Here is a 14,541-nt window from a genome sequence, read left to right as displayed (position 1 = left end):
CCGTGAGTAGTCAGAAAAATAATAAACTTCAATCGTCTCTAAATACTACGCTACCTATATTTAAACAAGTTTGTGTGATTGGACTTGGGCTGATTGGTGCCAGTTTTGCGCAAGCCATCAAAGACAATGGCTTAAGCGCGCGTATGGTAGCAGTCGATAGACATGCGCCAAGTATCTCAGAAGCCATCGAGCATGGTCTGCTAGATGCAGGTAGTGCAAACTTACAGGACGTCATCGCTGGCAGTGATTTAATTATTATTGCAGTGCCAGTACAGGCAGTTCAAGCAGTGTTCGTTGATATCAAACAAGCGATGGATAACGGACAGCTTGCCAGTGACTGCATCATGACGGATGTCTGTAGTACTAAGGTCAATATCATTGATGCCGCTAAAGTAGTGTTTGGTTCGCTGCCGATAGGATTAGTGCCAGCGCATCCAATTGCTGGGGCTGAAAATTCAGGGTATCATGCGCGCCGCGCCAGTTTATTTGTCAATCATAGCGTCATTATTTGCGAGCTACCGACAACCAGTGCAACTGCTATTGTAAAGTTGCGACTATTATGGGAATCAGTAGGCGCAAATGTCATGTCAATGGATGCTGAGCATCATGACCGCATATTAGCGCACACCAGCCATTTGCCACATTTGCTTGCCTTTAATTTGGTTGAGCAACTGGCAAGCCATGATGATAATTTAGATATGTTTCGTTATGCCGCTGGTGGGTTCCGCGATTTTACGCGTATCGCTGCCAGTGACCCTAAAATGTGGCATGATATATTTTTTGCCAACCAAAGCGCGATTGTCAGCGCTCTTGATGAGTATGGTGTCTATTTACAGACCATGCGCCAGCTTATCATTGATAAAGATTCAACTGCCCTGATGGGACTTTTGGGCCGCGCGCAAGCCGCACGGCGACATTTCGGCCATATGTTAGCCAGCACCCCTTATACGGATACTTCTGCTATGTCAGCTTCTTATAATATTACCCCTAGCAATACTGTTTCTGGCACCATCGCGATTCCTGGTGACAAATCTATCTCGCATCGCAGCATTATGCTCGGCAGTCTTGCCACAGGCGTGACAAATGTGACTGGGTTTTTGGAAGGGGAAGATGCGCTAGCAACGCTACAAGCATTCCGTGATATGGGTGTGACTATCGAAGGCCCTGACAATGGCAACTTGACCATTCATGGCGTCGGTATGAATGGTTTAAAACCTAGCAAAACTCCACTGTACATGGGTAACTCTGGCACCAGTATGCGTCTGCTGTCAGGTATCTTGGCAGCGCAATCATTTGATAGCGTGCTGACAGGTGATACTAGCTTGAATAAACGCCCAATGGAGCGCGTGGCGGCACCGCTACGCACGATGGGAGCTGTGATTCAGAGCACTGGTCATAGTGGTACTGCGCCGCTTAGTATCACTGGTCGTGATACAGCTGGTAAGCCACTACAGGGCACTGAATATGATATGCCGGTTGCTTCAGCTCAGGTAAAATCTTGCTTGCTACTAGCAGGTCTATGGGCCGAGGGTACGACAACGGTCACACAGCCTGAGATCAGCCGTGACCATACTGAGCGTATGCTATCAGCCTTTGGTTATCCGGTAACCGTAGAAGGCAATCGTATCAGTGTCACTGGCGGCGGCACACTAACAGGCGGCGATATCGCGGTTCCTGCCGATATTTCATCTGCAGCGTTTTTTATGGTAGCAGCCGCCATCAGTCAAAACAGTGAGCTGACCTTGACCCAAGTAGGTATCAACCCTACGCGTACTGGCGTCATTGATATTCTAAAATTAATGAATGCAGATATTAGCCTAAGCAATGAGACACATGTGGGCGGCGAGCCAGTTGCTGATATTACGATTCGCAGCTCAAATTTGGTCGGTATTGAGATACCAGAGCATCTTGTACCACTGGCCATTGATGAATTCCCTGTATTATTTATCGCGGCTAGCTGTGCCCAAGGTCGGACGGTATTGACTGGTGCTAAAGAGCTGCGTGTCAAAGAATCAGACCGTATTGCTGTGATGGCAGAAGGGCTACATACACTTGGTATTGATTGTACTGTAACTGATGATGGTCTCATTATCGAAGGCAAAGGCGCCGCTACTGAAAGCGGTGAAGTCAACAATAGCCAGCCTGTCTTTGGTGGTGGTCATATTGTCTCGCATCATGATCACCGTATTGCGATGAGCTTCTCTGTAGCCAGTCTGCGTGCATCCCAGCAAATTACCATTGAAGGGGTTGAAACGGTTAATACCAGTTTCCCAGGATTTGCTGAACTTGCCAACCAAATCGGTATGTCTATCCAAGTGGATACTGGTGCTGAATAAGTCGCTAAGCTACCATTAACTCTTAAAGATTTAATCTAACATCGTTAGCAATGTACTCATGTCACTAATGGTATGAGTACATTGCTTTTTACCTTATAATCTCACTGTAGTAACCCTGCGCTTTCACGATTCGATTGACAATAATAATTAGAATTAGGTGGGAGCGCGCTTTGCTCTAAAAAGTTGTCCTATATTATGACTACCCAAAATGTCATCAAAAAACCCGTTGCCCCGATAACCACAACCAGACGCGGCATTATTACTGCGCTTATCGCGTTTTTTATCTGGGGTGGATTTCCGCTATACTTCAAACAGCTATCTGATTATGATGCGACAGAGATCATTGGTCACCGTATCGTTTGGACGTTTTGTTGCCTACTGATTGTGTTGGTGGCTACCAAACGTTGGGGGTGGATAGAAACACTCAAGCAAAACCCAAGATGGATTGCGCTATCACTCGTCTCTGGGTTAATTATCGCAACCAACTGGCTGACCTATGTATGGGCGGTCAATCACGACCGTATCCTTGAGGCCAGTCTGGGTTACTTTATCGGGCCATTGGTCGGCGTTGCGCTATCCATGATCTTGTTCAAAGAGCGTTTGCGCACGCTACAATGGGTCGCTATTGGATTTGCACTGCTGTCTGTGGTCATTCAAGTGGTGATGCTTGGTAGTCTGCCGTGGATATCGTTGATTTTGGCATTTAGTTTCAGTACTTACGGGACGATTCAACGACAAACGCCATTGACTGCTGTTGATGCCATGTTTGTCGAGACCGCAATGTTGGTACCTTTATGTCTTTGGTGGTTTTGGCAGTCTGATGTGGCAAGTCATCAACTGAGCTTTTGGTTTAGCTCAAACATTTGGCTGCTTATGATCGCAGGTCCGATTACGCTAATACCGCTTTTATTATTCAATAAATCTACCAAGCTCGTGGCATACAGTATTCTGAGCTTTATGAATTATCTGACGCCGACCTTCATTTTCTTTTTGGCAGTGTTCTATTATAAAGAACCATTCGATTTACATCGTTTAGCAGTATTTGGTCTGATTTGGTTAGGTCTGCTATTATTCAGCATTGACCTGTGGCGCCATCGTCCAAGTAAAGTGTTAAAAGCGGCGCGCCTACGTGAAGAAGCGCTAAAAACAGTTAAGTAAACACTAAAAACACGAAAAAATTAGCAAACAAGGATGAAAGCATGTTTCATACTCAGTCTGATGTAGTATTTATAAAAGGTCTAAAAATTGAGGCAGTCATCGGTGTTTATGATTGGGAGCGAGCCATTACTCAGCCATTACTCATTGATATTGCGCTTGAAACGGACATTAGCCGTGCTGCTGTGTCAGATGATGTCAGCGATGCTCTGAGCTATAAAGAAGTCTGCGATGATGTGAGTGTGTGGTGCAAAGAGATTCAAGCAAAGCTACTTGAGCATTTGGCTGGTCAGATCTCTGATAAGATATTTGCAAAATATGGTTGTCAAAAAATAACGTTGAGCATTGCTAAGCCTACCGCTATTGCTCAAGCTGATGCGGTCGGGGTGCAAATAACGCGCTATGCGCCAGCATCAACCAACGAGCTAACTACTAAAGAAGCTGCCAAAGAAGTTAATGACAGCCAAGTCGATGATGCATAAAACGTCAGTGGATTTGAATTTGGCAATGTTCACACAATGCGCACCTGAAACTGTGCAAGCGCATCCCGTGGTAGAGGTAGTGTTAGCACTGGGTAGTAATTACCAAGCTGACAAGTATCTACCGCTTGTTCGAGAGAGCTTAGCAGCGCTAGGTGAGATAAGTTTATCTACGGCTTTTCAAAATCCTGACTTTACCGCGACTATCCAATTACCAAAGCCTGACTATACCAATCAATGTGTCCATCTAACATTGACCACACCGATAAGCCTGCAGCAACTACAGCAAACCTTCAAAACTCTTGAAGGCGATTGTCATAGATGTCGACAGACTAAGCCAAATCAAGTACGGCGAGTGACAATGGATATTGATATTTTGATGATTAAATTGGCTGATAAAGAAAATAGCCTAAGCAAAAAATCGACATCTAAACTTACGCCTAATTGGATAGTAATGGCAGATCGTTATCCATTTAAAGCTCATGAGGAAGCAGGGGTTGAAGAATTGATTTTAATCAAGCTCTAATTTTTCTAATGAGTAGCCATATCTTAACTGCTATTATATCTTTTCACCTAAAACTATCGCTATTCAGCATTCACTCTGCCTCAGCGCATCAGTTTCCTAGACAAAAATCTAATAAAAACTATGCGATTATATAGGCAATTGTTAGTATAAGTGACGATGTAATCTTCAAGACACTACTACCTATGCAAAAACCAATGAACTTTTCGAAGAAAAAGATAGTCACGAGTTTATTAGTAATAATAATCTCTACTTTATCTGCCTGCGATAACACGCCTTCCGAGCACCTTAAAAACCTTACCGAAGACAAATACCCTGTGGTAAAGAACGTTGGTCTATTACATTTAAATATAGCTAGTTTTAAACTAACCCCAGTTATTGATGAAACCTAAAAATTATAAGAAGAGAAGGATGAAAAGTTATAGTAAAAAAATCCGCGGTATCTATCTCGGACATCAAAAACTTATCATCATAACTTTATTATGCGGATACTTTATTTTTGAGGTCTGGGGTGTGCGCTATATCGCTGAAAGAAAAGCAGAAAAACCAAATAATATAAAGGAAGGGTGTTTGTATCTACGAAGTAGTTATACCGACACAAGTAAAATGAAGATATTAAGATTGACCATAGATGGTCATAAAGTTGAGAGTCATAGAACGTTTTCAGGAAATATGCCTTATGGATATAAGTGGAATGGTCAACAGAGGGACGAGTTTTATCAATATCTTGAATACAATAAAGAGAAGTGCCACCCCATTCAGTATGTCGATATCAATTTATTAATTACTAGAAAGATTTTTATTTACGATTACTTGGGCGATTTCAAACCTACTACTAATACTAAAAAGTACTAAATACATGTCGCAGACGGTTAAAAATGAAATAATTGATAGCTTTAGTGAAGTAAACAGTGCGGAAAGGCTGCTAAATAATTTTTTCTAATTTTAACAATATGATAAATCAAAGCTCACAAGAAGCGGTGAGGTCAGGATATATTTATTTAGTAAAAACTATTAAATATCTGGTATAGCGCAGGCACAGAGATATAGCACAATCTAATTTTGATTATATCGTTGTTGTATACATTGAGTAATATTGGATATACAGGACGAACAAAGGTCTTCTAAGTTATCAACTCATCAGAGAACTTCTTAGCTTGTGCAGCTTACTCTGAGATGAAAGTCAGCGATTCGAAAGATTGGAATTTGCTAGGAAGTCAAGCAAGTCAATCTACCATGTATACGGATATGGTAGATTTTATCTAAGACTGCCTTGAATTTATTGTGTCTTTTCTACAATTCGTATAAGCATTTGTTATCAGTTTATACGGTAACAGTACTGCCTACTTCTAACGATTGTCTTAGCGATTTTTTTCATCATTGATATCTTCTACATCAGCACGACCAATCACATCTAAATCCTCTAGACACAGTTTGTCATACTCTTTTTTGCAAAAATTGGGATCAATATCACACATCGCTGACTGCAGTTGATCGAGGCGATTTTCTGATTGTTGAATGTGCTCGAGCATTTTAGCAAAAGCTTCTGCGACAGGGTCTTGTGAATAAGGGTCGATACCATAAGCACGGAAGGTATTGGTACGTTTGGCAGTAGGGGCAGTATCTTTAGTTTGATCGTTGCTCTCACCAGCCTGCGCCACTTTTTCTTGTTGCTTAGCGTCTTGTACTTTTGTCGCGATTGGGTTGCCTTTTTCATCGTGATGATCTGAGATCATACGCGCGGCACTGCCGACCATCGTAGCACCTGCTGGTACTGGTTTGACTACCACTGCATTTGAGCCGATTTTAGCGTTTTTACCGACAGTAAACGGCCCCAAAACTTTTGCACCAGCACCGACCGTTACACCGTCTTCTAACGTTGGGTGACGCTTGCCATTATTCCAAGACACACCGCCCAAAGTAACACCATGGTATAGCGTCACATCGTTACCAATCTCAGCCGTCTCACCGATGACGACGCCGACACCATGATCGATAAAAAAGCGTCTACCAATCTTGGCAGCAGGGTGAATCTCGATACCTGTCATGATGCGCGAGCCGTAAGAGATCACGCGAGCGGCTAGTTTCTGTTCATTGTTCCAAAGACAGTGTGCACCGCGATGCAAAACAAGGGCATGTATGCCCGGATAAGTTAGGATCACTTCCAGACTATTACGCGCCGCAGGATCTCGGGTGAATACTGCATCAATATCTTCTTTCAAATCATTCTTGATAGTAACAAGTGATTTGAATAATTTGGATGGCAATGACATAAAGCGTCCTATCTATTCGTCGGTAGAGTGTCGTCGCGAAAACAGCGATGTCTCTAATCTATGGTCATAAAGTTCGGATAATCAGGAATATATATTTTCGCTAAGCTTCTGCAAGTTATAACAGCTTTATACGGCAAAATATAGTAAAAAGCTGTCAAACAAAGGCAAGCTCATAAACTACGGCTTGTTTTAGTCTTTCGATAGTTTGGCAATCAAAGCGCTTAATAGCTGATATTCTTTTTGATCAAGCTGTAGGCGTGACCCAAGTCTAGACAAGCGCGATGGCAATGACTTTAGATGTTCGTTATTGGCTAGGCCACGCTGTACCATAAGGTCAGTGGTGCGCTGAGTAAGCTGTTGCAGCTGCTGCTGATTAATAGCAGGCTCATCCCATTGCTGACGCAAATTCACATTGATTGTCGATTGGGCGTCTGTGCTTGTATCCGAATCTAAACTATCAGCTGTCTGAATGTGCGTTTGAGCATACGCAAAAATAAAGCTGGCGATGACTTGCACGGCTGATGCGACATTTAGCACAGGGTAAGCAGGATTGGCATCGATTTGAATATGATAATCGGCATAAGCCAATTCTTCATTGGTCAATCCACGGTCTTCACGTCCAAATAGAATAGCAATATTTGGTTTGCTAGAAGTCGCGGTAGATGAGTTATCAACATTACTATCGTCTGCACTTAAAGCTGCCTGTGCATCGATAAAGTCAAACATAATCTTAGCGGCTTGCGTAGGTGTCACGACAGGGCGCGGCATATGACGGCTACGACTGCTAGCAGCAAATACCAATTGACAGCCAGAGATAGCAGATTCTAAAGTAGGTGCAATTAAAGCTGACGATAATAACTCACTGCCACCCGCTGCATGAGATACACTGGTTTCGTCAATCGGTAATTTGGGATCGACCACCGTTAAACGAGACAAGCCCATGGTATGCATCGCACGGGCAGCCGAACCAATATTGGCAGGCAAAGTTGTATTAACCATGACCACTTGTAGGCAAGCAAGGTAGTCGTTCACTGAATGCGATGATACGGCTAATGAAGCGTCGTTACTCATTATTGTCCCAGTCTCTGATTGATTTCTTGTTCAGCACGGTGTAATGCAATGGCAATCTCTTCGATAAGGACGGCTTGCTCATTGATACGGCGTTCACGGCAGTATTCTTGTAACTGGCTGCTCAGACGGACTAATTGAGTTGTACCTAAGTTGGCGCTGGCGCCTTTTAGAGCATGAGCAGTTTCGAAGCCATTGGCGTTATCGTCTTTTTGATGAGCAATTCGCAGCGCTGCAACTCTTTGCTTACTATCAGCAAAATATACTTGTATCAAATCAACAAAGTCTTCTTCAAGCAAGTCACGCATGTCCTCGAACTGTTCATGATTGATAATTTCTTCATCAGTTTGTCCGAGCATATTATTATTTGTAGTGTCATCCATGGTGGTTGTCCAATTTATAAAAGTTAAAGCAATAAGATTACTATAATGAATTTTTAAAACGTAATGTACGTCTTAGCTGTAATGGAAATGTAAGTTCTCTTCACTGACCAAAGTCTTCAATGTCTGCAGATTGTCGTCATTTGGGTAAACGCGCCAGTGTTCAGACAGTCCAACATTTGCGATGCCATAGACTTCATAAATGCTTAGTCCAAGTGGCAGACAATTATCATTGATAGAAGCGTCAGTATTACTCAGGGCGTTATTGGCATAACTGGCTGGCATACCGTTTTGATTGGCCGCGTCATGGTTCATTTCGTTTTCTAATGCCAATAAATCATTGCCATTCTCATCATACAAGCTGCCACCCATTGCAGTGTCGTAGACGTTACTACCGCTGCTACCTTGTTCGTCTTGCTCTTGGTTATAAGCCAGACGCGGCTCGGGAATAATGTCAGCTTGGGCTGATTTAAGTAGTGGTTGTAGACGTGTGAGCAGATTAATATCACTACCGTGAACTTTGATACTGATTTTTTTGAGCCAACGTAGTCTGGCATCTACCATGCTCATGGCACTATCGAGACGTGCAAACAAACGTCCATCACGCTCACGGATACTGCCTTTGATGATGACGACCTCATCGATTTTCAACTGTTCTTTGACACGATTAAAACGCTCAGCGTAGCAGCTGACCTCGAGTCTCGATGTACCATCATCTAAAGTAATCACATTGCGATTACCAAAGTTAGCAATATCTATAATAAGCCCCGAGAAATAGCAGCTGCCGTTATAGCCAGTATCGGTTAACTTATCGAGACGCGCACCAGAGGTATAGCGTTTCAACTCATCCAAATACTCATTGATTGGATGTCCCGTTAAATACAGTCCCAAGGTGTTTTTTTCGGCTTTTAGACGGTGTTTGTCACCCCAAATGAGTTCTGGCGTCATGACTAATGGCGGCGCTGCAACCACACCATCCATTTCACCAAACAAATCCATCATACCGATTTCACGGTTTTGACGGTCTTGCTCAGCGGCTTGTACGGCGCTTGGCAATTGACTCATCAAGGCACCGCGAATCTCGTAAGCTTCATCGGTTGGCAAGTCAGGTCGTAGCGTGGCGGCAAAGTCATCAAAACAGCCAGCACTGACCAACGCTTCAAGCGTGCGCTTATTGACTTTTTTGATGTCGACACGGCGGCAGAAGTCATATAAGTCTTTAAAAGGACCATCCGTGCGACGTGCATCTACGATAGACTCTACCGCGCCTTCACCCACGCCTTTAATTGCGCCAAGACCATAGATGATATTGGTCGGAGTATCGGCAACGAAATGCCACTCACTACGATTGACCGAAGGATTGACTACGGTCAACCCAAAGTTTTCACGGCAGTCATTGATAAAGAACACGACGTTGTCGGTGTTGTTCATATCTGAAGTTAAGACCGCTGCCATAAATTCAGCAGGGTAGTATTGCTTTAAGTAGGCCGTTTGATAAGCCAATACGCCATAAGCCGCAGAATGCGAGCGGTTAAAACCGTAACCTGCGAACTTTTCCATCAAGTCAAATACGCCACCTGACGTGACTTCATCAATGCCTTGTGAGGTGGCACCCGTGACAAAAATATCGCGCTGCTTTGCCATCTCTTCAGGTTTCTTTTTACCCATCGCACGGCGTAGCATGTCAGCACCGCCCAAACTATAGCCTGCCATCACCTGCGAGATTTGCATCACCTGTTCTTGATAGACAATAACGCCATTGGTGTTTTCTAAAATCGGCTCAAGATTGGGATGGTCATAAATGACTTCTTCGCGACCATGCTTACGGTCGATATACATCTCTACCATGCCTGCATCGAGTGGGCCGGGACGATACAGCGCACACATAGCGATGACATCCTCGATATTGGTTGGTTGTAGTTTGGCAAGATATTTTTTCATGCCCATACTTTCTAGCTGAAAGACCGCCGTGGTTTTAGCGTCTTGCAGCAGCTTATAGGCTTTGCTGTCATCTAACGGCAAATCTTCTAAAACTAAGGCAGGTACGTTTTCTTTTGCACGGCGCAAATTAATATTTTCAACCGCTGCGTTGATGACGGTTAAGTTGCGTAGACCCAAAAAGTCAAACTTCACCAAACCGACAGCTTCTACATCGTCTTTATCAAACTGGCTGACGCGGTGACCTTCGTCATCACAGTAAATGGCACTAAAGTCAGTGATCTTGTGCGGAGCAATCAATACGCCACCAGCATGTTTACCGACATTTCGGCAGACGCCTTCAAGCTTAATCGCCATCTCCCAAATCTCAATGGCATCTTCATAATCCATATTATCAGGATTAGAGATCAAGTCTTTGAGCTGTGGTTCTTGCTCAAGCGCTTGGCTCAGTGTGATGCCAGGCGTTTTTGGAATCAGCTTGGATATTTTATTGGCCAAGAAGTACGATTTGCTTTGTACGCGTGCCACATCACGCACAACTGCTTTTGCGGCCATAGTACCAAAGGTAATAATCTGCGATACGGCATCACGACCATAGGTTTGCGCGACATAATCAATGACGCGGTCACGACCTTCAATACAAAAGTCGATATCGAAATCGGGCATCGATACACGCTCAGGGTTCAAGAAGCGCTCGAATAGTAGATCGTAATGAATCGGGTCAAGGTCGGTAATGTTTAGTGCATAGGCGACCAATGAACCTGCACCAGAACCACGTCCAGGGCCTACTGGTACACCATTGGCTTTTGCCCAACGGATAAAGTCCATGACGATTAGGAAGTAACCAGGGAAGCCCATGGATAGAATAATATCTAACTCATATGCTAGGCGTTCATCATATCTCTGACGGAAATCGTTCCAATTGTCCGTACGTGCTTCGACAGGAAACAGCTTGTCTAAGCGCTGCTCAAGACCGCGTTGTGACTCGGCACGGAAAAACGATTCAATCGTCTCGCCTTCAGGCACAGGAAAATCAGGTAGGACATTAATACCAAGTGTTAAGGTGACATTGCAGCGAGTGGCTAAGCGCAAGGTATTATCAATGACCTGCGGAATATCAGCGAATAATTGCTCCATCTGAGCTTGTGTTTTTAGGTACTGCTCATCTGAGTAAGTCTGCGGACGGTTTGGGTCAGCAAGGACATAAGAGCCTGCAATACAGACGCGGGCTTCATGAGCATCAAAATCATCTTGCTCTAAGAAACGCACGTCATTGTGCGCAATGATAGGGATGTTGTGTTTGGTACCTGAATGGATAGCTGCTCTAATAAAAGCATCTTCGCCTGAACGATTGGTACGCTTGATCGCAAAGTACAAACGATCATCAAATTTTGACTGCCATTCAGTAAGTAGTTCATCGGCCTTTTCTGGCATCGAGCCGACCAATGCTTGACCCACGTCTGACTTTTCGGTGAGCAGTACAATCACACCTGCTGCATGCTCTAAGATATGACTGCGCTTAATAACCGGCGTACCATGATTAATAGGATCAGCACGACCTTCGGTAAACCCAAGCGATACGATACGGGTAATGTTCTGATACCCTTCGTTATTCATCGCAAGTAGGGTGAGGCGTGTGTCTTCATTATCCATGATGACTTCACTGCCAATGATAGGCTTGATACCCGCACCTAAGCAGGCACGATAAAACTTCACCGTGGCATATAAATTGGACAAATCGGTCAATGCCAACGCGCGCTGATTGTCAGCCGCAGCAGCTTTTACCAGCGGTTTAATACGCACAATAGAATCGGTGATGGAATATTCGCTGTGAATGCCAAGATGTACAAATGCCATAGAAGACTCTTACTGGTACGATCAAAGAAATAAGCTAGCGATAAAATAATTGATTACTATCAATCAATTATACTGATATCTAGAGGCCGATAAGACCTCGATAGCCATATTGATACGTTTTAAATGGGGTCGTCAATAATAGCATTGTTTGCCGCAGACAGCCACAGGTTCAAAGGGTTTAATCTGCGTAAGTTAAGTCATTAAGGTATAAAAACTCGGTTATAGACCACAGAAAAAAGCCCTCAATACAACGAGGTATAGAGGGCTATGTGATTGATAATTAAAGTCAGTTTTTTAGTAACCAACCACTGCTGCATCGACAATACGTGGGTCAGACGATCCGTAAACACCGTTTGGTGTGAGCATGATCGATTGTGTAGATCCCATCGCGGATTTTGGACTGACGGTATGACCCATTGACTCGAGCTTTTTCACTGTGTCGATATTCAGTGCTTTTTCGACTCGAATCTCATCAGGTAGCCATTGATCGTGGATACGCGGCGCATGTGTTGCCTCAGCGATATTCATATCATGGTCGATGACGTTGGAGATAATCTGAGTGACAGTCGTGATGATACGGCTACCACCTGGGCTACCAGTAACGATGTAAGGTTTGCTGTCTTTGAATACGAGCGTTGGACTCATAGAAGACAGTGGACGCTTATTGGCTTCCACCGCATTGGCATCGCCACCAAGTAAGCCGTAGCCATTTGGTACGCCTGGTTTGGCAGAGAAATCATCCATTTCATTATTGAGCAGAATACCTGTACCGTCCGCAACGAGACCAGTACCATAAGAGAAGTTCAACGTATAAGTATTGGCTATCGCATTGCCATCTTTATCAACGATAGAGAAGTGTGTGGTTTGATCGCTTTCATAAGGTAGCGGGTTGTTGGCTTTGATGGTAGATGCTGGCGTGGCTTTATTGGGATCAATCAACGTACGCAGTTTATCTGCGTAGGCTTGTGAGGTTAAGCCGCTGGCAGGTACATCGATAAAGTCGGCATCTCCCAGATACTCAGCTCGATCTGCATACGCTAACTGCATCGCTTCCGCCATTAAGTGAATAGTCTGTGCGCTGTTTTGTCCGTAGTCTTTGAGCGGATAGCCTTCTAAGATATTCAAAATCTGGACGATGTGAATACCACCAGAGGAGGGCGGCGGCATAGAGACAATCTCATAGCCACGATAGTCGCCTTTGACAGGTTCGCGAGCGATGGCTTGATAATTGGCCAAATCCTCCAGGCTCATGCTGCCGCCTGCTTCATTGACTGCTTTGACCAGTCTTTGAGCGGTTTCGCCCTTATAAAATCCATCTGCGCCCTGTATCGCAATCCGCTTTAGTGAACGCGCAAGCTCAGGCTGTTTTAGACGTTCACCCGGCTGATAAGCGCTGCCGTCAGGCTTAAAAAACACTTTTTTGGTACTTGGCCATTTTTGCAGGCGATCGCTCAGCGCCGTGAGTGACTCGGACAAGCCAGCAGTGACTTCTATGCCGTCTTCAGCCAGTGCTATCGCTGGTGCCATAACTTGCTCGCGGCTCATCGTACCATGCTCTTCTAATGCTTTTAGTAGTCCTGCTACTGTTCCTGGCACGCCCACTGCCAAGCCATGATAACGAGATAAGTCGCTGACAGCATTGCCTGCTTTATCGAGGTACATATCGCGTGAGGCGCTACTCGGTGCTTTTTCACGGTAATCAAGCGCCACCGTTTTGCCTTGTTTGGCATCATAAATCATCATAAAACCGCCACCACCGATATTACCCGCACGCGGCAAGGTTACTGCTAGGGCAAAACCCACTGCAACCCCAGCATCTACTGCATTACCGCCGTCCTTTAAAATCTGTAAACCGATGTCAGAGGCAAGCGCTTCTTGGGTAGCGACCATGCCGTTCTTTGCCCAAACTGGATGATGAATGGCGTCTTCAGAGTAAATAGCTTGGTCATTGTTAGCATTGTTAGCATTGTTCGATGTGGTGCTAAGGGTATTGGTTTTCGCTCGCGTGATGCGCTGGGTTTCAGATAATACCGTTGGACTATCAGCCATAATAGCCAAGTTTATGGCACTGGTATTGATTGATGTATTGTTGACCGTCGCATTACTTACTGAGGTCGTTGGCTCTACGGCCTGTGCGGATATAGATAGTAGTAGCGTACTGGTAATGAGCACGACGCTAGATTTGAGTAAGGTATTAATTTTTGGTTTACGCTGCTGAGCGGTTCGATGGTGGCGAGATAATAACTGTGACATCGCAAAGTCCCTTTTACGCGAGTGGAAAAAATAGAGCTAGGAAATAGATAAGCCTAAATAGTAACGAAAATATGAAATAGTAGAAAGTTGTTTATTATCTTTTGTGGTGTGCGTTTTTATAGCGTTTAGCTGTATCAGCTCTATTTCAAATAAACGGGGCTAATTTTCAAGTAAATGAATCTAATGATAAGAAAGCTGTTATACAGAGAAAATTATTTATGAATGAAGAAATTCTTTAAAAATATTCGCTAATATTACTAAATTGTAACGTCTTGTGAT

At 44.1% G+C, this 14,541-nt stretch carries 10 protein-coding genes; 5 read left to right on the top strand and 5 right to left on the bottom strand.

Going from position 1 to position 14,541, the window contains the following annotated elements:
- Window positions 1-2 precede the first annotated feature (2 nt).
- From ACI2IW_RS00200 to ACI2IW_RS00180, 5 genes are all read left to right on the top strand, one after another.
- The gene (locus ACI2IW_RS00200) at window positions 3-2,336 is read left to right on the top strand and encodes a bifunctional prephenate dehydrogenase/3-phosphoshikimate 1-carboxyvinyltransferase (protein ID WP_201547255.1); all 2,334 of its coding nucleotides are present in this window, start codon (window positions 3-5) and stop codon (window positions 2,334-2,336) included.
- A gap of 195 nt (window positions 2,337-2,531) precedes the next feature.
- Window positions 2,532-3,494: an EamA family transporter RarD gene (gene rarD, locus ACI2IW_RS00195; protein ID WP_404692267.1), complete on the top strand. Its 963-nt coding sequence runs from the start codon at window positions 2,532-2,534 to the stop codon at window positions 3,492-3,494.
- Window positions 3,495-3,535: 41 nt separating this feature from the next.
- Window positions 3,536-3,973: a dihydroneopterin aldolase gene (gene folB, locus ACI2IW_RS00190; protein ID WP_404692266.1), complete on the top strand. Its 438-nt coding sequence runs from the start codon at window positions 3,536-3,538 to the stop codon at window positions 3,971-3,973.
- Window positions 3,948-4,496, top strand: a complete 549-nt coding sequence (locus ACI2IW_RS00185) for a 2-amino-4-hydroxy-6-hydroxymethyldihydropteridine diphosphokinase (protein ID WP_404692265.1) — start codon at window positions 3,948-3,950, stop codon at window positions 4,494-4,496. The genes folB and ACI2IW_RS00185 overlap by 26 nt, the downstream gene beginning before the upstream one ends.
- A 408-nt stretch (window positions 4,497-4,904) precedes the next feature.
- Complete coding sequence (locus ACI2IW_RS00180; RefSeq protein ID WP_101211930.1) at window positions 4,905-5,348, top strand: hypothetical protein; 444 nt, start codon at window positions 4,905-4,907, stop codon at window positions 5,346-5,348.
- Window positions 5,349-5,854: 506 nt separating this feature from the next.
- Here ACI2IW_RS00180 and cysE read toward each other — a convergent pair.
- The 5 genes from cysE to ggt all read right to left on the bottom strand — a co-directional run bounded on the left by cysE (window position 5,855) and on the right by ggt (window position 14,262).
- A complete protein-coding gene (gene cysE, locus ACI2IW_RS00175; RefSeq protein ID WP_404692264.1) occupies window positions 5,855-6,766 on the bottom strand; it encodes a serine O-acetyltransferase in 912 nt (303 codons plus the stop codon).
- A 189-nt stretch (window positions 6,767-6,955) separates the two neighbouring features.
- Window positions 6,956-7,837, bottom strand: coding sequence for an RNA methyltransferase (locus tag ACI2IW_RS00170; protein WP_404692263.1), 882 nt, complete (start codon window positions 7,835-7,837; stop codon window positions 6,956-6,958).
- Complete coding sequence (locus ACI2IW_RS00165; protein WP_057759831.1) at window positions 7,837-8,217, bottom strand: Hpt domain-containing protein; 381 nt, start codon at window positions 8,215-8,217, stop codon at window positions 7,837-7,839. The genes ACI2IW_RS00170 and ACI2IW_RS00165 overlap by 1 nt, the downstream gene beginning before the upstream one ends.
- A gap of 72 nt (window positions 8,218-8,289) precedes the next feature.
- On the bottom strand, window positions 8,290-12,009 hold the full coding sequence (gene dnaE / locus ACI2IW_RS00160; RefSeq protein ID WP_404692262.1) for a DNA polymerase III subunit alpha: 3,720 nt from the start codon (window positions 12,007-12,009) through the stop codon (window positions 8,290-8,292).
- 294 nt (window positions 12,010-12,303) lie between these two features.
- Window positions 12,304-14,262: a gamma-glutamyltransferase gene (gene ggt / locus ACI2IW_RS00155; protein WP_404692261.1), complete on the bottom strand. Its 1,959-nt coding sequence runs from the start codon at window positions 14,260-14,262 to the stop codon at window positions 12,304-12,306.
- Window positions 14,263-14,541 lie beyond the last annotated feature (279 nt).

It is taken from the genome of Psychrobacter sp. NPDC078501 (assembly GCF_044900935.1).
GTDB lineage: Bacteria > Pseudomonadota > Gammaproteobacteria > Pseudomonadales > Moraxellaceae > Psychrobacter.
This window is presented reverse-complemented; position numbering and strand designations above follow the sequence as displayed.